Annotated in this window: 16 protein-coding genes; 8 read left to right on the forward strand and 8 right to left on the reverse strand. The window is 66.1% G+C overall.

Translation table 11 applies throughout. The annotated features are described in order from the left end of the window. Nucleotides 1–141: 141 nt before the first annotated feature. The 3 genes from AWB83_RS27815 to rsxB form a co-directional block, all read right to left on the reverse strand. Complete coding sequence (locus AWB83_RS27815) at nt 142–573, reverse strand: DUF1841 family protein (RefSeq protein WP_087048841.1); 432 nt, start codon at nt 571–573, stop codon at nt 142–144. 63 nt (nt 574–636) lie between these two features. Further along, nucleotides 637–1,281 carry an endonuclease III gene (gene nth / locus AWB83_RS27820; protein ID WP_087048842.1) on the reverse strand — a complete coding sequence of 215 codons (645 nt, stop codon included), beginning with the start codon at nt 1,279–1,281 and terminating at the stop codon, nt 637–639. A gap of 16 nt (nt 1,282–1,297) precedes the next feature. Next, nucleotides 1,298–2,140: an electron transport complex subunit RsxB gene (rsxB, locus tag AWB83_RS27825; protein ID WP_087048843.1), complete on the reverse strand. Its 843-nt coding sequence runs from the start codon at nt 2,138–2,140 to the stop codon at nt 1,298–1,300. Between the two features lie 375 nt (nt 2,141–2,515). Between rsxB and AWB83_RS27830 the strand changes: the two genes are divergently transcribed. Beyond that, a complete protein-coding gene (locus tag AWB83_RS27830; protein ID WP_087048844.1) occupies nt 2,516–3,148 on the forward strand; it encodes a TetR/AcrR family transcriptional regulator in 633 nt (210 codons plus the stop codon). 117 nt (nt 3,149–3,265) lie between these two features. On the opposite strand, the gene AWB83_RS27835 is transcribed toward AWB83_RS27830, so the two are convergent. Together AWB83_RS27835 and AWB83_RS27840 are read right to left on the reverse strand one after the other, a co-directional pair. Beyond that, a complete protein-coding gene (locus AWB83_RS27835) occupies nt 3,266–4,537 on the reverse strand; it encodes a polyhydroxyalkanoate depolymerase (RefSeq protein ID WP_087048845.1) in 1,272 nt (423 codons plus the stop codon). Nucleotides 4,538–4,902: 365 nt separating this feature from the next. Further along, nucleotides 4,903–6,777 (reverse strand): glycoside hydrolase family 15 protein, encoded by a 1,875-nt coding sequence (locus tag AWB83_RS27840; protein WP_087048908.1) that lies wholly within the window; start codon nt 6,775–6,777, stop codon nt 4,903–4,905. 505 nt (nt 6,778–7,282) lie between these two features. Here AWB83_RS27840 and AWB83_RS27845 point away from each other — a divergent pair. Beyond that, the gene (locus AWB83_RS27845) at nt 7,283–7,531 is read left to right on the forward strand and encodes a hypothetical protein (protein WP_087048846.1); all 249 of its coding nucleotides are present in this window, start codon (nt 7,283–7,285) and stop codon (nt 7,529–7,531) included. A gap of 189 nt (nt 7,532–7,720) precedes the next feature. Here the strand turns inward: AWB83_RS27845 and AWB83_RS27850 are convergent, their stop codons facing one another. After that, a complete protein-coding gene (locus AWB83_RS27850) occupies nt 7,721–7,873 on the reverse strand; it encodes a DUF3096 domain-containing protein (protein ID WP_087048847.1) in 153 nt (50 codons plus the stop codon). A gap of 205 nt (nt 7,874–8,078) precedes the next feature. Here AWB83_RS27850 and AWB83_RS27855 point away from each other — a divergent pair, with 205 nt between their 5' ends. The 3 genes from AWB83_RS27855 (at nt 8,079) to AWB83_RS27865 (ending at nt 11,185) form a co-directional block, all read left to right on the forward strand. Then, nucleotides 8,079–9,404, forward strand: a complete 1,326-nt coding sequence (locus AWB83_RS27855; protein ID WP_087048848.1) for a lactonase family protein — start codon at nt 8,079–8,081, stop codon at nt 9,402–9,404. A 73-nt stretch (nt 9,405–9,477) separates the two neighbouring features. Next, nucleotides 9,478–10,041, forward strand: a complete 564-nt coding sequence (locus AWB83_RS27860; RefSeq protein ID WP_087048849.1) for an antimicrobial peptide resistance and lipid A acylation PagP — start codon at nt 9,478–9,480, stop codon at nt 10,039–10,041. Between the two features lie 88 nt (nt 10,042–10,129). Next, nucleotides 10,130–11,185 (forward strand): transporter, encoded by a 1,056-nt coding sequence (locus AWB83_RS27865; protein WP_087048850.1) that lies wholly within the window; start codon nt 10,130–10,132, stop codon nt 11,183–11,185. 16 nt (nt 11,186–11,201) lie between these two features. Here AWB83_RS27865 and AWB83_RS37855 read toward each other — a convergent pair whose 3' ends face one another. Further along, the gene (locus AWB83_RS37855; protein WP_087048851.1) at nt 11,202–14,870 is read right to left on the reverse strand and encodes an FtsK/SpoIIIE family DNA translocase; all 3,669 of its coding nucleotides are present in this window, start codon (nt 14,868–14,870) and stop codon (nt 11,202–11,204) included. A 163-nt stretch (nt 14,871–15,033) separates the two neighbouring features. After that, nucleotides 15,034–15,627, reverse strand: coding sequence for an META domain-containing protein (locus AWB83_RS27875; RefSeq protein ID WP_087048852.1), 594 nt, complete (start codon nt 15,625–15,627; stop codon nt 15,034–15,036). A 409-nt stretch (nt 15,628–16,036) separates the two neighbouring features. Here AWB83_RS27875 and purT point away from each other — a divergent pair, with 409 nt between their 5' ends. From purT to AWB83_RS27885, 3 genes are all read left to right on the forward strand, one after another. After that, a complete protein-coding gene (purT, locus tag AWB83_RS27880; protein WP_244197917.1) occupies nt 16,037–17,197 on the forward strand; it encodes a formate-dependent phosphoribosylglycinamide formyltransferase in 1,161 nt (386 codons plus the stop codon). A gap of 31 nt (nt 17,198–17,228) precedes the next feature. Further along, complete coding sequence (locus AWB83_RS36250) at nt 17,229–17,399, forward strand: DUF6726 family protein (protein ID WP_143750119.1); 171 nt, start codon at nt 17,229–17,231, stop codon at nt 17,397–17,399. A 65-nt stretch (nt 17,400–17,464) separates the two neighbouring features. Then, nucleotides 17,465–17,818, forward strand: a complete 354-nt coding sequence (locus AWB83_RS27885) for an MliC family protein (RefSeq protein ID WP_087048854.1) — start codon at nt 17,465–17,467, stop codon at nt 17,816–17,818. Nucleotides 17,819–17,977: the final 159 nt, after the last annotated feature.

Consider the following 17,977-nt stretch of genomic DNA (forward strand, 5'->3'; position numbering starts at 1 on the left):
GCATCGCTCCAACAGCGCTGCCGCCTAAAAAACAAACCCCACGTTCCGAAAAACATGGGGTTCGTCAGCAGTCTGACACCCCGCTTCTGCGGGGTGTTTTCGTTTGGCGGACCTCATTCGGCGGCGCGAGTTGCGGAATGCTTAGTCCCGCGAAGCACGGCGTTCGATCAGCGCGAGATAGGCGTCCGTGTCGGGCGGCGTGCCGGAGCGCTGCGCTTCCCAGATCACCTGCCCGAGGCACTCCATGATCGCGTGCTGCGCGTCGTGCGGCGAGCCCAGGCGCGCGACGAGCCTGTCGTGCGCGCGGCGGATGCCCGGCGGCTGATCGATCGACAACTGCTCGCTGATCGCGAGATGCATCGACAGATGCAGAAACGGGTTGGTCTGGCCGCGATCGGGCGAGTAGTCGGCTTCGCGGGTTTCGGGATTCAGGAGCGCGTCGTGATATTCGGGATGCTCGCCGATCCAGTCGGCGGCGATGCTTTCGAGCGGCGTCAGAATTTCGCCCGCGCGCTCCTTGCGCCAGGTTTCGGAAAAGAACTGGCGAACTTCGTCGCGGCTAGGGTTGAACATAAGGTATTGATTCGATTGCGGGTTTCTCAACCCACCATTGTAGACCGCGGCGCCGCCGGCCGCTCATTCGACCGGCGCGGGCGTCTTCGGGCGAAACTCGCAGAGCGGCTCGATTGCGCAATGCCAGCACTCCGGCACGCGCGCCTTGCAGACATAGCGCCCGTGCAGGATCAGCCAGTGATGCGCGTCGTGCAGGAACTCCTTGGGCGTGAACTTCTCGAGCGCGCTTTCCACCGCTCGCACGTCCTTGCCGGGCGCGAGCCCCGTACGATTGGCGACGCGGAAGATGTGCGTATCGACCGCGATCGTCGGATGTCCGAACGCCGTGTTCAGCACGACGTTCGCCGTCTTGCGTCCGACTCCCGGCAGCGCTTCGAGCGCCTCGCGGTTGTCGGGCACTTCGCCGCCGTATTGATCGATGAGAATGCGGCACGTCGCGATCACGTTCTTCGCCTTCGTGCGATAGAGCCCGATCGTGCGGATGTATTCCGACACGCCTTCCTCGCCGAGCGCGAGCACCGCCGCGGGCGTATTGGCGACGGGGAACATCTTGCGCATCGCCTTGTTGACGGAGACGTCGGTCGCCTGCGCCGAGAGCATCACGGCGATCAGCAGTTCGAAAGGCGTGGTGTATTCGAGCTCGGTCGTCGGGTGCGGGTTCAGGCTCTGCAGCGTCTCGAAGATGGCGCGTCGCTTGTTGGCGTTCATTGTTCGATGTCGGTTCTCACGCGGTTTTATCGCCGTCGCCGGAAGGGGACGCGTTTTCGTCGTCCGTCAGCCCGAGACGGCGGCGGCGCTCCTCGGCGGCGTCGATTTGCGCCTGCACGTCGGCGCTCACGTGCTCCGTGTTCTTCGGGCTCGCGCCGAGCCGCGCCATCTCTTCCTTCTTCTTGCGGGCGCGTTCCAGCGCAGCCTGGATGATCGCGCGTTTCTTCGCTTCCGGGTCTTCGCTTGCTGCTGGCGCCGCCGGTCGTGCATCCGCGTTTGCGTCGACGTTCGCCTGCGCCGCACGCGATGCCTGCCGCGCGCTCGCCCGCGCTTCGGCCGCCGCGCGCTCGCGTTCGAGGCGCGCCATGCGGCGGTCGTGGCGCGCGCGCGCCGCATCGGCTTCTTCCTGGCTCCAGGCGTCCCAGCCGGTGCGCTCGCCCGTTACCGGCACCATCGCGATGCAATCGACCGGGCAGGGCGGCACGCACAGATCACAGCCCGTGCACAAGCCGGCGATGACCGTATGCATCTGCTTGGGCGCGCCGACGATCGCATCCACCGGGCAAGCCTGCATGCACAGCGTGCAGCCGATGCACACGTTCTCGTCGATCACGGCGACCGGACGCGCGCGCTCCACGCCGTGCGTCGTGTCGAGGGGAATCACCGGCTTGCCGAGCAGCGCGGCGAGCCGCGCGATGCCTTCGGCTCCTCCGGGCGGACACTGGTTGTAGTTCGCCTCGCCCGCGGCGATGGCGTCGGCGTAGGGCCGGCAGGCGGGATAGCCGCACTTGGTGCACTGCGTCTGCGGCAGCAGGTCTTCGATGCGCTCTGCGAGCGTCCTGGAAACGGTTGCGGTCACGGGGTTGCGATGATGCCGGGGGACGGGCGCAGCGTGGGCCAAGGTGCGTCGCTGCGATCACGCCGGACGCGCAAAATGCGCTGAAAACGCTTCGGGGTCCACGATGACGGCACGCTGCATGTTCGGCGCGCGTCCCGTTCGAATGGGCGCGCTTGCCTTTGACCGACATTATCGCCGAAGTCGGCGAGCACCGTGACGGATGGCTTTCAATCCCAATTGCCAATGCTCTTCAATGTGCGCATAATCGAAGCGCTTTTCCGTTTGACCGCAGGACGGTGTTTCCCAATAACCATGGGCAGCGCCCGTTCACGTCATGTACCCCAACGCGGGCCGCGTGACGCTAATCCGGCAACGCGGCTCCCGAGTCATGCCACCATGAATCAGCCGAAAATCAAAAGAGATCCTGAAGGCACCCGGCGCCGTATTTTACTTGCCGCCGCGGAGGAGTTCGCTGCCGGAGGCCTGTTTGGCGCGCGCGTCGATCAGATCGCGCGCCGGGCGGAGACCAATGAACGTATGCTCTATTACTACTTCGGCAGCAAGGAGCAGTTATTCACCGCCGTGCTCGAACATGCGCTCGCGGCGCTCGTCGAAGCCGAGCGCACGCTGGAGCTCGATGGCGTCGCGCCCATCGAAGCGATGACACGACTCGCGCATTTCGTCTGGGATTACTATCGCGACCATCCGGAATTGCTGCGCCTCATCAATAACGAAAACTTGCATGAGGCGCGATATATCAAAGGATCGAACCGTATCCGCGAACTCATTTCGCCGATCGTCACGACGCTCACGGCGATTCTCGATCGTGGCCAAAAGGCCGGGTTGTTTCGCTCCGACGTCGATCCGCTCAAGTTCTACGTGACGCTCTCGGGCCTCGGCTATTACATCGTCTCGAACCGCTTCACGCTGGAAGCCAGTTTCGGGCTCGATTTCAGCGAGCCGAACCAGCGCGAGCAGATCGTGCGGATGAACACCGAGTTGCTGCTGGCTTATCTGACGCGCCGCTGATCCATCGCGATCGCGCACGCGCCGTCTGAAGAAAAAACGTCGCGCCTTTTGCAAGGCGCGACGTTTTGTTTGTGCAGCGATGGAATCGGTCCCGCGGCGGATACGCGGATTCGCGAATTACGCGGGCACCGCTTCCGTCTTCGGTGTCTTGTCGTGCTCGAGGATGAATTCGCGCAATTGCGGATAAACCATCGTGCGCCAGCGGCGGCCCGAGAAGATGCCGTAGTGGCCGGCTTTTTCGGCCGTGAAATGCCGCTTGTGCTTGGCCGAGATGCCCGTGCACAGATCGTGCGCGGCGCGCGTCTGGCCGCTGCCGGAAATGTCGTCGAGCTCGCCCTCGATCGTGAAGAGGGCGGTGTGCTTGATGTCCTGCGGACGCACGAGCTCGCCGTGCACCTCCCAGGTGCCTTCCGCGAGCCGGAACTCCTGGAACACGATGCGGATCGTCTCGAGGTAATACTCGGCAGCCATGTCGAGCACGGCGTTGTATTCGTCGTAGAAACGGCGATGCTGTTCGGCGTCGTCATCGTCGCCGCGCAGCAGATTTTGATAGAAGTCCCAATGGGCGGTGAGGTGGCGCTCCGGATTCATCGCGACGAAGCCCGCGTGTTGCAGGAAGCCCGGATAAACCTTGCGTCCCACGCCAGGATAGTTCGCCGGCACCGTGTAGATGACGTTGTTCTCGAACCACTCGTAAGAATGCTCGTTCGCCAGCGAGTTGACCGACGTCGGGCTGCGGCGCGCGTCGATCGGGCCGCCCATCATGGTCATCGTGCGCGGGGTGTCCTCGCCGCGGCTCGCCATCAGCGAAATGGCGGCGAGCACGGGCACGGTCGGCTGACATACGGAGATCACGTGCAGGTCTTTCGCGCCGATATGGCGGATGAACTCCTGGATGTATTCGACGTAGTCGTCCAGATGGAACGGGCCGTTTTCGATCGGCACCATGCGCGCATCGATCCAGTCGGTGATGTACACCTTGTGGTCCTGCAACAGCGTGCGCACGGTGTCGCGCAACAGCGTCGAGTGGTGGCCCGAGAGCGGCGCGCACACGAGCACGATCGGCTCGTTCTTCAGCTTGGTGACGGTGGCGCTGTCGTCGGCGAAGCGCTTGAAGCGCAGCAGGCGGCAGAACGGCTTCTCGATCACGGTCTGCTCGATGATCGGAATGTTATGGCCGTCCTTGACGATCTGATGAATGTCGAACTCGGGCTTCTCGTAGTCCTTGCCGAGCCGGTACAGAAGCTCGTATGCCGCCGCGAAACGGCTCGAGCCGGGAACGTAGGCGAGCGGACTGGCCGGGTTGACGAACGATTTGGAAGCGGCCTCGGCCCATGCTGTGAGGGGGGACAGCATGGCTCGCTGAATTTCGTGGATTTGATAGAGCATGGTTGCCCCAGTAACTCCGGTTGGAACCGGTACGCCCGTTGATCCCGGCAAGGAAAGCATCCGGCGATGAACTCAACGGTACTCGATGACCCCCGGCGGCTCGGCGGGCTGTCGCCGCACTGCCGGGGCACTGTCTTTCTTGCTTGTTCTTGCTTTCTGCACGAGTCTTCTGCGCACTTGCCGACTCTCAGTGACGAACCTTGAGTCGAGGCCGGATTTTCCGCGCATTAAACGTTCAATTCAACAGATCGGTCGAAATTACCGGCTTATAAACAACACATAAACAGCGTATCGAATAAGCTACCAATTGTGCATTGCAGCAATTTTACCCGGAAAACGGCAATTTCGCCAAGCAAAACAGTCATTTAAGACTTTCCTGCGGCGGCGTCGATCTCGGCCTGCGCTTCCGCGTCGTCCGGGCTTTCGGCGCCCGACGGCTGGCCGGTCGCCTTCGCCATCTCCTCTTCGTGACGCATCAGGTTCATGCCCGTATGGACGAGCGCCACATGAGTGAATGCCTGCGGAAAATTTCCCACCATGCGCTTCGCCACCGTGTCGTATTCCTCCGCGAGCAGGCCGACATCGTTCGCGAGGCCGACGAGGCGCTCGAACATCTGGTGCGCTTCGTCGATCCGGCCCTGCAGCGCCAGGTTGTCGACCAGCCAGAAGCTACAAGCCAGAAACGTGCCTTCGCCGGGCGGCAGTCCATCGGCGACCTCGGCGGTGTGATAGCGCTTCACGAGGCCATCATGCGTCAGTTTCGTCTCGATCGCATGTACGGTTCCGGTCACTCGCGGATCTTTTGGCGGCAGAAATCCGAGCAACGGGATGAGCAGGAGGCTCGCGTCGAGTGCGTCGCTGCCGTAGGCCTGCGTGAAGGAGTTGAGCTTCGCGTTCCAGCTCTTCTTCAGCACTTCGGCGCGGATGCGCGCGCGCATTTCGCGCCAATGGTCGACCGGGCCGGGCAGTTCGAAGTTTTCCGCCGATTTGATCGCGCGGTCGTAGGCGACCCAGGCCATCACCTTCGAAAACGTGAAGTGCTGCCGTCCGCCGCGCACTTCCCAGATGCCTTCGTCGGGTTCTTTCCAGATCGTGTCCAGGTGCTGCAGCATCGCGCACTGGATCGACCAGGCCGTCTCGTCGCTCTGCAGGCCGCCGACGCGCGCGAGGTGCAGCGCGTTCATCACTTCGCCGTAGACATCGAGCTGCAACTGATCGACCGCGCCGTTGCCGATGCGCACGGGCGACGCGCCCTCGTACCCGGGCAGCCACGGAATCTCCCATTCGGGCAGGCGTCGCTCGCCCGCGATGCCGTACATGATCTGGATCTGCGAGGGCGAACCCGCCATCACGCGACCCAGCCACGCGCGCCATGCGCGGGCTTCGTCGTAGTAGCCGCCGCGCATCATCGCGAGCAGGGTGATGGTCGCGTCGCGCAGCCAGCAGTAGCGGTAGTCCCAGTTGCGGGTGCCGCCGAGCTGCTCGGGAAGCGAAGTCGTCGGGGCCGCGACGATGCCGCCGGTCGGTTCGTAGGCGAGCGCCTTCAGCGTGATGAGCGAGCGGCGGATGGCCGGCGCCCAGCGACCCTTGAGCTCGCTCTGGCCGGACCATTCGCGCCAGTGGTTCTCCGCGCGCGCGAGCTGCGTATGCGGATCGTGCGCGGGCGGCAGGCGCAGATGCGACTGCGAATAGCACAGCGAGAAGGGCACGCGTTCGCCCGCGCCGACATCGAAGCACGCGGTCGTATGCATGTTTTCGCCGACGAGTTCGACGGGCGTGCGCAGCACCGCGAGGTCCGGTCCGGCGATGGCGCGAATGCCGCTGTCGTCGGGCAGGCGGCTGACCCAGGGCACGATGGAGCCGTAATCGAAGCGCAGCACGAGCTCCATCTTCATGCGCACGGTGCCGCGCCGTCCGACCACGATGCGCACGAGCTCCGAATGACCGTTGCGCAAGGGCATGAAGTCGACGATGGTGACCGCGCCCTGCGGCGTTTCGAAATCGGTCTCGAGAACCAGCGTGTCCTCGCGGTAGCGGCGCGTGATGACGGGCGCCTCGCCGTCGGGCAGCGCGGGCGTGATCAGCCATCGGCCGTGCTCGGCCGTGCCGAGCAGCGCGGCGAAGCACGCGCCGGAGTCGAAGCGCGGCCAACAGAGCCAATCGACGGAGCCGTCGCGTGAAATGAGGGCTGCGGTGTGGCCGTCGCCGACCATCGCATAGTCTTCAATCGGTGCTGGCATGAGCGGACATCTTCCTGCTTGCGGCGACGCGGGCCGAATGCGCTTGCGCGTCGCGGGTTGAGCAAAAGATTCGGGACGAAGCACGTCCCGGGCGAAGCGCGGCGTCATGTCGACGAACACGGACGCCATGCATGCCTTCTGGCCGCATTCTGCCGCAATCGTTCGATGCAAGCAGAAAAGCGGGCCGTGCGTGATCGCATCGCACAACCTCCGGGTGCGGCGACATGCCGCGCCCCGTTGACGGATAGGTGCTAACGAAGCGCCGCTCACGCCGTTGGAAAAACATTCGACTGATGTTTAGAATGAAGCTTCGTGAAAGGCGTCGACGCCGATCCCTCAGGCATTGCACCTCATGTGTCTTTCACGTGCCCTTCATGCATGGTTCGACCGGGCTTGTGACGCCGGTCATGCAGTGTCTTCAGGCCGTCGTGCGCATCCCGGTCTCGCGGTTCGTCCAGACCGGTTCACCAGGTTGATTTCGTAGCGTTTTCGAGGAACGGAACCCATGCTCTATCCGTCGAAAGCCGATTGCATCGCCATTCTTTCCGCCGCCAGCCGCTTGGGCGACGCCGAACCACTCCTCGTGCTCGATCACCGGCATCTCGGCCTGTCGCGCAACGCGATGGAAACCGCCGCGGCCTTCCTCACGGAGCGCGGCTGCTTCAGCCGCTATACCTTTGGCGTGAGCGGCGTCTGTGTCGGCGCGTTGTCGCTGCAGGGGCGCCTGCGTCTCGACCAACTCGCCAACGGCTGATTCAGCCCGGTACGAAGCGCGGCGCGTCGGCGCGTTCGTCTGTTCTGCTTTCGTGACGCTTTGCTCACGCGCACGGGGCAACCCGTGCGCGGGCGTTCGCGCGTCGGCGTCCCCGCGCGGCGGCGGAACCGCGAGCGCGAATCGGCGTCACAACGCAAGGCGCGCTCGGCGCGGCCGGTTAAGGCGCCGTCAGAAATGCATCGAGCCCATGCCGAACAGCCCGATCAGCCCGATCACGATCAGATAGATCGCGACGATGAAGTTCAAGAGCCGCGGCATGATCAGAATGAGGATCCCGGCGATCAGCGAGACCAGCGGGCCGAGACTTAAATGAATGGTCATGGCGGCAACTCCTGTTGTTGGTTCGAATCGGGTCGGTTGGCCTGTCGCGCGTGGTGTATCTTGAATGCGGCCCGTCGTTCGCGACGGCGCACTCCATGACTTTGGAGCGGAATTTGCTCCCGCACGTCGTTGGCCGCGCGATATCTGCCGATTTGCGCGTTGCCCTTGAAATAACAAGCCAGCAAAGAGACGATGAGGAGGTTTCATGCATCCGAGCCATTCCTGCGGCGCCAATACGCGCGCATCCGCATCTGCATCCACAACCAACTCGCAAGACGTGCGCCTGACGCATTTCAGGCCGGCCGTCTGGGCGAAGGGCTTCGCGCTGATACTGTCGCTCGCGGCGGCGCAAGCCTTCGCGCAGACGCCGGGCGCGCCTGATGCGGCGAGCGGGGCCGCCACCGTCGGCGCGGCGGGCGGCGAAGTCTACGATCTGCTCATCGGCACCTACACGGGCGTCGGCAAGAGCGAGGGCATCTACGTCTATCGTTTCGATGCCGGCAACGGCGAGTTGTCCCGCATCGCTTCCGCGCAGACGGTGAATCCTTCGTATCTCGTCGTGAGCCGCGACCGGAATTACGTGTACGCCGTGAACGAATTGCCCGGCGACAACGGCCCGGCCTCGCAGCGCGGCGGCGTGAGCGCGTTTCGCTTCGATCGCGCGAGCGGCCAGTTGAGCTTCCTCAATCGCGTTTCGTCCGATGGCAACGATCCGTGCTATCTCGCGATCTCACCCGACGGCAAATATCTGCTCACCGCCAACTATTCAGTCGCCGCCAATCCTGGCGGCAGCTTCGCGGTGTTTCCGCTCGCCGCCGACGGCCACGTCGGCACGTCGGTGCTGACGGTGCATCACGAGGGCGGCGGACCTGTGAAAGGGCGGCAGGACAACTCGCACGTGCACTCGACCGTGTTCTCGCCCGACGGCCGCTATCTCTTCGCGCAGGATCTCGGCGTCGACAAGGTGTTCGCCTACCGCTACACGCCCGATCCGTCGGCGAGCAGCCGCGGCCTGTTCGGTCCGACGGAACGGCGCTACACGCCCATCAAGGCGGGCTCGGGCCCGCGTCATCTGATCTTCGACGAGAGCGGCAAGCACGCCTATCTCACGACCGAGCTGAACGCGTCGGTGCTCGTGTTCGACTATCACGACGGCCAGCTCACGCAAGTCCAGACCGTATCGATGATCGCGCCGGGCTTCAAAGGCAAGATCGGTGGCGGCGCGCTGCATCTCTCGCCGGACGGACGCTTTCTCTACGCCACCAACCGCGGCGATGCGAACGAGCTCGTCGCGTTTGCCGTCGATCCGCGCAACGGTCATCTGAAATTGCTCAAACGCTATCCGACGCTCGGCAAGACGCCGCGCGAGTTCGCCATCGATCCGAGCGGGCGGTGGCTCGTCGTCGGCAATCAGGAGAGCGACAGCGCGTATTTCTTCCGCCGCGATCCGGCGACGGGCGAACTCGCGTCGGACCCGAAGCGTCTGTCGATCGGCTCGCCGGTCGATTTCAAGTTCGTCTCGCCTTCATGACCTGACCGTCGGGGCGACCTGAAGCGGCGGCCCGGACGCCGCGATTCACCCAGCGATACGCGGTCCGATGACAATGAAAAAAACACTGGTCAAGGCGCTCGCCGTCTGGATGGCGTGCGCGCCGTTTGCCGCCCGCGCAAGCGACGGCCGATGCGATTACAAGCAGGACTGGCTGTCGTCGGCGTGCGAGCGCGTGATGCGCGTCGCGCGCGACGGCACCTGGGATCTCTACCTGACGGGCTATGGCTGGCATATCGATGGCTACGACGACCCGGGCAGTCTCAACGCGAATTCGTGGGGCGGGGGCGCGGGCAAGCACTGGACCGACATGAACGGCAATCAGGACATCCTGTTCGCGTTCGCATTTCTCGATTCCCACAAGAACATCCAGCCGATCGGCGGCTATGCGCGGCAGTGGTACACGAAGCCGGTGCTCGGCGGGCTGTCGCTCGGCGGCGGGTACTTCGCCGGCTTCACGGCGCGCAGCGACGTGGCGCACTATCTCCCGCTGCCGCTCGCCTTGCCGATCGGCTCGGTGCGCTATCGGCGCGCATCGGCCATGGCGACGTTCATTCCGCGCATACCGGGCATCAACAAGGGCGATGTCGCGTTCTTCTGGGGGCGCTACGAGTTCTAGTACGATGCATCTCCGGCCCGCCTTTTCGTTCGCGTTCGACTGAAAGGTGGGCCGGGGAAATCGAAAGGCACTAGCAGGGAAAGCAAGATTGAACACGACTCATATTTTCGAATCGCGTGAGCAAGCCTCGCCCGGGCGCGACGAATCGGCGCCGCCGGGTTTCATCAGCGCGTTTCGCTTCTCGGGCGGCCAGGCGCTGCGGCTGTCGTGGGACGAGGCGCGGGAATCCGTCGCGGGCGAGGGGCCGACCTGGCTGCATCTCTCCGCGAACGACGACACCGTCGAAGGCTGGCTCGAAGGCGTCACGTCGATGCCCGATGTCGCGCGCGAGTTCCTGAACGGCGAGGACAAGCGTCCGCGCGTGCATATCGGGTCGAACTTCGTATACGGCGTGGTCGCGGATCTCGAACTCGTCGCGAAGACGCCCGACACCGACGCGCCCGACGCGCGCGAGGCGAACCGCGCGACCGGCGCGCTGCGCTTTTACGTCGACAAGCACCGCATGATCACCGTGCGCGCGCGGCCGCTGCAATCGACCGACCGGCTGCGTCACGCGGTGCTCGAAGGCGCGATGTTCCGCGACACCGTCGATCTGTTCGCGGGGCTCATCCGCGCGCTGAACGACACCTTCGCGAACCGCATCGACGAAATCGGCGACGCGCTCGACGACGTCGAGGAAAGCGTGCTGGAGGGCGGCCACTCGAAGTGCCGCGCGTTGCTGGGCGACGTGCGGCGGCGCATCGTGGAAGTGAAGCGCTTCATCGATCCCGAGCGCAACGCGCTGACGCAGCTCGTATTGCGCAAGCTCGAATGGGCCGAGCCGCGCTCGATGGAAGCGCTCGTGCAGGCGATTCAGGTGCTCAACGGCCTGGGCGGCGGACTGGAAGGGCTCTACGAGCGCGCGAAGCTGTTGCAGGACGAAATTGCCGCGGCACTCTCGGAGGACATCAACCGCAAGCTGCTGTGGCTCGCGATCATGTCCGCATTGCTGCTGCCCGCCACGCTCGTGACGGGCATCTTCGGCATGAACGTCGCCGGCTTGCCGGGCACGAAGGATCCGGTTTCGTTCTGGATCGTGGTCGGCGTGATGGCGGGATGCGCCGCCATCACGATCTTTCTCTTGCGGCGTTTGCGGCTCTGGTAAGACCGCTGTTAGCGCGTTACTCGGCCGGTCCCGGCGGCGCGAGCACTTCGCGGTTGCCGTTGGTGCTCATCGACGAGACGAGGCCAGCGGTTTCCATCTGCTCGACGAGGCGCGCCGCGCGGTTGTAGCCGATGCGCAATTGCCGCTGCACCGAAGAAATCGACGCGCGCCGCGTGCGCACGACGAAGGCCACGGCTTCGTCGTAGAGCGGATCGGCTTCGGCATCGGGCGCATCGCCGAACAGGTCCTGCGTCGCGCCGCCTTCGGACGTCGGCCCGGAGAGAATGCCTTCCTCGTACTCCGGCTCGCCGAACTGCTTCAGATACTCGACCACGCGATGCACTTCGTCGTCCGCGACGAACGCGCCGTGCACGCGCTGCGGGTAGCCGGTTCCCGGCGGCAGGAACAGCATGTCGCCCGCGCCGAGCAGCGATTCCGCGCCCATCTGGTCGAGAATCGTGCGCGAATCGATCTTCGACGACACCTGGAACGCCACGCGCGTCGGAATGTTCGCCTTGATGAGTCCGGTGATGACGTCCACCGACGGGCGCTGCGTCGCGAGAATCAGATGAATGCCGGCCGCGCGCGCCTTCTGCGCGAGACGCGCGATCAGCTGCTCGATCTGCTTGCCCGCGACCATCATCAGGTCCGCCAGCTCGTCGATGATCACGACGATGAGCGGCAGCGTCGACAGCGGCTCGGGCGCGTCGGGCGTGAGCGAGAACGGGTTCGTGAGCTTCTTGCCCGCGGCTTCCATGTTGCGGATCTTCTGGTTGAAGCCCTGCAGGTTGCGCACGCCGACCGCCGACATCAGCCGGTAGCGCTTCTCCATTTCGCCGACGCACCAGTTGAGCGCGTTCGACGCGAGCTTCATGTCGGTCACGACCGGCGCGAGCAGATGCGGAATGCCTTCGTAGACGGAAAGCTCCAGCATCTTCGGGTCGATCATGATGAGGCGCACGTCCTCGGGCTTCGCCTTGTAGAGCAGCGACAGGATCATCGCGTTGATGGCGACCGACTTGCCCGAGCCCGTCGTGCCCGCGACCAGCATGTGCGGCGCCTTCGCGAGATCCGTCACGACCGGATTGCCGACGATGTCCTTGCCCATCGCGATCGTCAGATTCGACTTCGACGCGCGATAGACCTCGTCCTCGAGAATTTCCGAGAGGCGGATCATCTGGCGCTTCTGATTGGGCAACTCGAGGCCCATGCAGGTCTTGCCGGGAATCGTCTCGACGACGCGGATCGAGGTGAGGCCGAGACCGCGCGACAGATCCTTCATCAGGCCGACGATCTGGCTGCCGCGCACGCCGAGCGCCGGCTCGACCTCGAAGCGCGTGATGACCGGCCCGGCCGACGCGCCGACGACGGTCACCGGCACCTTGAATTCCTGCAGGCGCTGCTCGATCAGCTGGCCCGTTTCGTTCAGGCGTTCCTCGGAAACCGGTTCGGTTTCGCCGGAAGCGGGCTCGAGCAGATCGAGCGTCGGCAGTTCGATCGCGGACGCGTGCGGCGCGTGGAATTCGAACTCGGTGGGCGTGAAGCCGCGCACGGACGACCGCGTTTCGGACGGGGCGGGCGTCGTGCCGCTTGCCGGAGCGACGACGGGCGGCGGCGCGGCCGGTGTCGTCGCGGCAGCCGTCGCAACGGGGAAGCGCACGATGTTCGATGACGAAGCGAACTCGTCGCCTGCGACCTGACGCCCGGTGAGGTCGCGTTCCTCTTCCTCTTCGATTTCCGCTTGCGCTTCCGGTTCGGTCTGCTGCTTCGCCTGCGCGGCGGGCGGCTCGTCGATCACGCGCAGAAGCGGCGGGGCAGGGGGCTCGTGCCAGTCTTCTTGCGGCGCGGGGGTGTCCAGCCACGGCGGAGTCTGCGCGAGATCGCGATAGTCCGTTTCATGCGCTGACGTGGAAGTCGCGGTCTCGCCGGCGCCGGGCATCGGCGGCTCGGCAGGCATCGCGACCGGCGACGTTCGCGCGGCGACGGATGAGGCGGGTGCGGGTGTGTGCGCCGGGCGTTCGATGAAGTCGGCTCCTGGGCGCGTGCTGAAGGCGCCTGGCGGCGGCATTGGCGCGTCGGTCGATGTGGTGCCATGCGTCGTTGCGGCCGCGATGTCCGATGCCGGCGGCTCGAGCGGGCGCATGTCGAAGAGCGGCGGCGGCTCGACGAGCGCGGGGGCGATCGCATGCGCGTCGATCAGCGGCGTTTCGACGCGTTCGACAGATTCCTGCGCGATTGCGGGCGTTACCACGGGCGTCGAGGCGACTTCGGGCGCCCCGGGCGCTTCGGCGACGCTCGCTTCGGCCACCGTCGGAGCGGAGAACGCGGCTTCGAGCGGCTCCGCATCCGGCTGATCGAGCGTTGCTCCGTCGATATCCGGATGTCCGGCTCTCGCCATCGCCTCATGCCCGCGAGCGAGACTCGCGCCGGCCAGCGAAGTCCACAGCGCGGTCTTCTCCTCGATGGAACGCAACGTCGCCTGAATCGATTCGGGCGCGGGCGGCGGCGCCGGCGGTCCGAGCGGCGTGGGCGGCCGCGAGAACGCGGGCGTGGCGAGCGGCGGCGCCGCGAACTCGCGCGTCGCGGCGCTCGCGCCCGGGCGTGACGGAGGACGCCTGAGCTCGCCGCCCGGCTGCATCTGCGCCACGGACGGCCTGCGCGCGGCATCCATGCCCGCCGCCGCGGAGGCCACGGACGCGGAAGCGCTCGACGCCCGCTGCGCCGGCATCGACGCCACCGCACCGCGCGGCCGGTCCATTCCCGCATTCGTGACGGAAGGCTTCTGGCCGATCGGCTTATCGACGGCGATCGACGCGCGCAAACCCGACCCCGAAGGCGCGAACGCCGACGCCTGGCGCGGCGGATACTGCAGGTGCGCGTCACGGTTCGACGCCGGCTTCAGCCAGTCGGCGGGCGCGATCGGCTCCGTCCGCGTGGGCCGATGCGAGACGCCGGCCGCTTCGAAGGCGGGGCGCCGCGCGTGAGGATCGCCGGCAGCCGTTCCGGCCGCACCCGCACCGCGATTCGCCGCGCCCTTGCTCACCGCGGGAGGACGCCACACGGTCGGACGCTGATAGCGACTGCCTCGATTGCCCGTCGGAAGACCGAGCGTCGGCTCATCGGGCGTCGTGCGCGAGGGCGGCGTGTCGAAGCGCTCGGAGCGCAGGCCGCGCTCCTGCGAATCGCGCGCGGCGCGCGCGCGGGCGCGGCGCTCGAACCAGCCGACCGACTTGTCGCGAGACTTCTCGCGACTCGCTCTCGCCGGCCGGGGCTCGGCCTCGCGCTCGCGCGGCGTGATCCAGCTTTGCGGCAGTCCGAAGCCGAACGCCTCGTCGGCCCAGGCGAGAACGGAACGCCAGCTGAATTCGATGAGCCAGGGCAGAAAAAACGCGAGCACGAGCGCGGCGATCGCGCCCGCGCCGAACGGATGCGCGAGCCCGCTCAAGCCCGCGGCGAGCGCGCGCCCGCCGCGATTGACGTTCGCCTGCGCTTCGAGCGCGCCCGCGAGTGTGCCTTCGAGCGTGCTGCTCGCGAGCAGCACGGCCAGAAAGCCGAGCCAGAGGCGGATCGTGCCGGGGCCGCGCAGCCCGCCGCCGCCCGGCAGCGCCATCTTGACGACGCGCCAGAGCAGAGGGCCGAACCAGACGACCGATGCACCGAACCAGCCGAGAACTACCATGTGCATGCCTGAGAATGAATCGATGTTGGGTGAAACAGAGAGACTGCCGCCCGGCCGCGCCGGTCTCGCCTGACGGCCGGGCTGTTCGACCGAGCAGTTTAACGGGTGGCGCGCATGCCCGACGCGCATGCCGCAAGTACGCAACACATGCGGTCGAAGCGCGCCGCGTTCACTTGGCGTGAGGCGCGAAAGTGAGCACCTGACCGTCGTCGAGCGTCAGTTGCAGGGTTTGCGGAGGATTCATCTGCACGCCGCTTTTCGCGACATGCGCGAGCGCGTCGAGATACGGCTTCTCCAGCGCGGCGCCCGCGCCGGCCACGCACGCCATGCGCGTGCCGGCGAGCGGTCCGAACGTGAGCTTGCCGTCCTTCAGGTCGTATGCGCCCGTGAAGCGGTTGCAGCCCGAAAACCCGCTCGCCCTGCGATGGCCGGTTGCAGTCGAGAACTCGAGCGTGATCGGCTGGCCGCCGTCCTGAGCGCCGTGCGGAATGGCGCGCGCCCGACCGTTCGCGTCGGTCCAGCTCGCGAGTTCCCACTGCGTGTCGTCGAGCAGCTGGGTCGCGGCAGGATTGTAGGGATCGGTGGGCGGCGCGCTCGCGTCGGGGTGCCTGGGCATCGCGCAGCCGGCGACGAGGCTCGCTGCCACCAGCGCCGCGCAGGCGCCGGCGCTCGCGCGGGCCACCCGTGAAAGCGTCTGCCCGCGGCGCGACAGGAAAAGTGACGATGAGCGCGAAGAGATTGCGCGGGGGAAGTGCGTGGGCATCGATGATCCTGAAGCTGGCGAAACCGTAAGCGTATCGCACTCGTCCTACGATTTGTCCAGCGCCGAGATGCAACAAAATGATCGGCCGGCTTGCACCGAGCCTCGCCGAGCCTCGCCGAGCCTGATTCCGACGACGAACCGCCGCCGGGAATTCTGCCATGCAATCGCGTGTCAATACCGCTTGTGACGAGCTTGTCGAGCGTGTCGATAGGCCAGACGGCAGGGCTGTTGCGGCTGGCGCTGCGTGTTAACATCGCGCGCAATTCCGCAGATTCCGCCTCGTCACCGATTCATTCCTGGAGCACGCATGCAAACCGATCCACTCCGCGCCGGCGCCACCGGTCCGAAAGCCGCGAACGCGCTCACCGCGCGCATCGGCACGCCGCTATCCGCGCACGCCACGCGCGTCATGCTGCTGGGGGCGGGCGAGCTCGGCAAGGAAGTGATCATCGCGTTGCAGCGCCTGGGCGTCGAAGTGATCGCCGTCGATCGCTATGCGAACGCGCCGGGGCATCAGGTCGCGCATCGCGCGCACGTGATCGACATGACCGACGCCGCCGCGCTGCGCGCGCTCGTCGAAAAGGAGCAGCCGCACCTGATCGTGCCGGAAATCGAGGCGATCGCCACCGACGCGCTCGCCGATATCGAAGCGGCCGGGCTTGCGACCGTCATCCCGACGGCGCGCGCCACGCAGCTCACGATGAACCGCGAAGGCATCCGTCGCCTTGCCGCCGAGACGCTCGGCCTGCCGACCTCGCCCTACGCGTTTGCGAATTCGCTCGACGAAATGAAGGCGGCGGTGGCGAAGATCGGCTTTCCGTGCGTGGTGAAACCGGTGATGTCCTCGTCGGGGAAGGGGCAGTCGGTACTGAAGCGCGACGCCGACATCGAGCCCGCCTGGAATTACGCGATGGCCGGCGGCCGCGTGAATCACGGGCGTGTGATCGTCGAGGGATTCATCGACTTCGAATACGAGATCACGCAGCTCACCGTGCGCGCGGCGGACCCGGCGAGCGGCGAGACGCACACTTGTTTCTGCGAGCCGATCGGTCACGTTCAGGTGGCGGGCGATTACGTCGAATCGTGGCAGCCGCAGGCGATGAGCCCCGCCGCGCTCGAGAAGGCGCGCGAAGTCGCCGCCAAGGTGACGACGGCGCTCGGCGGCCGCGGGCTCTTCGGCGTCGAGCTCTTCGTGCGCGGCGACGATGTCTGGTTCTCGGAAGTGAGCCCGCGTCCGCATGACACCGGCCTCGTCACGCTCGCCACGCAGCGGTTCTCCGAGTTCGAGCTGCACGCTCGCGCGATCCTCGGCCTGCCCGTGGATACCGCGCTGCGCGCGCCGGGCGCATCCGCCGTGATTTACGGCGGGCTGGACGAGGCGGGCATCGCGTTCGAGGGCGTGGCGGAAGCGCTCGCCGTGCCCGGCGCGGATCTACGGCTCTTCGGCAAGCCGGAGAGCTTCGTGAAGCGCCGCATGGGCGTCGCGCTGGCGACGGGCGCCGACACGAACGAGGCGCGCGAGCGCGCGAAGCTCGCCGCGTCGAAGGTCAGGCCGGTTTCGGCCAGGTGACCGGCGCGGCTGCGCCGGCGGGAGCGGACAAGTGAAATGGAAAGTGCTGGCCGCGCTCTTCGCGGCTTCCCTGGGCCTCTCGGGCTGCGGGCTCGCGGCGGCGCCGTGCCGGATCGCGTCGGCGGGGCTGAAGATCGTGCCGGTGGTCGGACATGTCGCGGCCGCGCCGACCGATGCGTGCGCGGACGTGATCGATCCCTGACCGATCCCGCGCGATCGGAAGCGGCCTTTTTTCGCATCGACATTCAACGAATCGCGAGCCGAACGATGAAGAAACTTCTCGCATGCATCCTCGCGCCGCTGGCCCAGACGGCGCTCGCGATGCCGCTCACCGTGCCGCAGATCCAGACCGCATCGACGCAAACGACGCGCTACGACTGCAAGGACAACAAGAGCGTCAGCGTCCAGTACACGAATACGCGCAACCATCAGAGCTTCGCGGCGCTGACCGTCGACGGGCGCAAGCTGCTGTTCGTGAACGTGATCGCGGGATCGGGCGCGAAATACGTCGCCGATCAATACACGTGGTGGACCAAGGGCCCGCAAGCCAATCTCTACGACGAGATGGCCGCGAAGGATTCCCCGCCGCTGCTCGCCGATTGCGAGGCGCGCAAGAAGTAGGCGCGCGCGCCGCATGCCGGAGTCCGCCGGATCGTGCTTGCGCGCCGCCGGAGTGGTTCGGCGCGCGGTGCTACAATGTGCGGCTTTACGGCCTCGACATTCGCGGCCGGAGAGAAAACGAATGTGCGGCAGCGCCGTTCGATGCCGGCGCAAGCGGCG

It is taken from the genome of Caballeronia ptereochthonis (assembly GCF_001545075.1).
Taxonomy (GTDB): Bacteria; Pseudomonadota; Gammaproteobacteria; order Burkholderiales; family Burkholderiaceae; genus Caballeronia; species Caballeronia ptereochthonis.

Excerpts from the sequence above, each read along its gene's own strand:
- AWB83_RS27815 (WP_087048841.1), bottom strand. The coding sequence starts at position 573 with ATGTTCAACCCTAGCCGCGACGAAGTTCGCCAGTTCTTTTCCGAAACC.
- nth (WP_087048842.1), bottom strand. The coding sequence starts at position 1,281 with ATGAACGCCAACAAGCGACGCGCCATCTTCGAGACGCTGCAGAGCCTG.
- AWB83_RS27830 (WP_087048844.1), top strand. The coding sequence starts at position 2,516 with ATGAATCAGCCGAAAATCAAAAGAGATCCTGAAGGCACCCGGCGCCGT.
- AWB83_RS27835 (WP_087048845.1), bottom strand. The coding sequence starts at position 4,537 with ATGCTCTATCAAATCCACGAAATTCAGCGAGCCATGCTGTCCCCCCTC.
- AWB83_RS27840 (WP_087048908.1), bottom strand. The coding sequence starts at position 6,777 with ATGCCAGCACCGATTGAAGACTATGCGATGGTCGGCGACGGCCACACC.
- AWB83_RS27845 (WP_087048846.1), top strand. The coding sequence starts at position 7,283 with ATGCTCTATCCGTCGAAAGCCGATTGCATCGCCATTCTTTCCGCCGCC.
- AWB83_RS27850 (WP_087048847.1), bottom strand. The coding sequence starts at position 7,873 with ATGACCATTCATTTAAGTCTCGGCCCGCTGGTCTCGCTGATCGCCGGG.
- AWB83_RS27855 (WP_087048848.1), top strand. The coding sequence starts at position 8,079 with ATGCATCCGAGCCATTCCTGCGGCGCCAATACGCGCGCATCCGCATCT.
- AWB83_RS27860 (WP_087048849.1), top strand. The coding sequence starts at position 9,478 with ATGAAAAAAACACTGGTCAAGGCGCTCGCCGTCTGGATGGCGTGCGCG.
- AWB83_RS37855 (WP_087048851.1), bottom strand. The coding sequence starts at position 14,870 with ATGCACATGGTAGTTCTCGGCTGGTTCGGTGCATCGGTCGTCTGGTTC.
- AWB83_RS27875 (WP_087048852.1), bottom strand. The coding sequence starts at position 15,627 with ATGCCCACGCACTTCCCCCGCGCAATCTCTTCGCGCTCATCGTCACTT.
- purT (WP_244197917.1), top strand. The coding sequence starts at position 16,037 with ATGCTGCTGGGGGCGGGCGAGCTCGGCAAGGAAGTGATCATCGCGTTG.
- AWB83_RS27885 (WP_087048854.1), top strand. The coding sequence starts at position 17,465 with ATGAAGAAACTTCTCGCATGCATCCTCGCGCCGCTGGCCCAGACGGCG.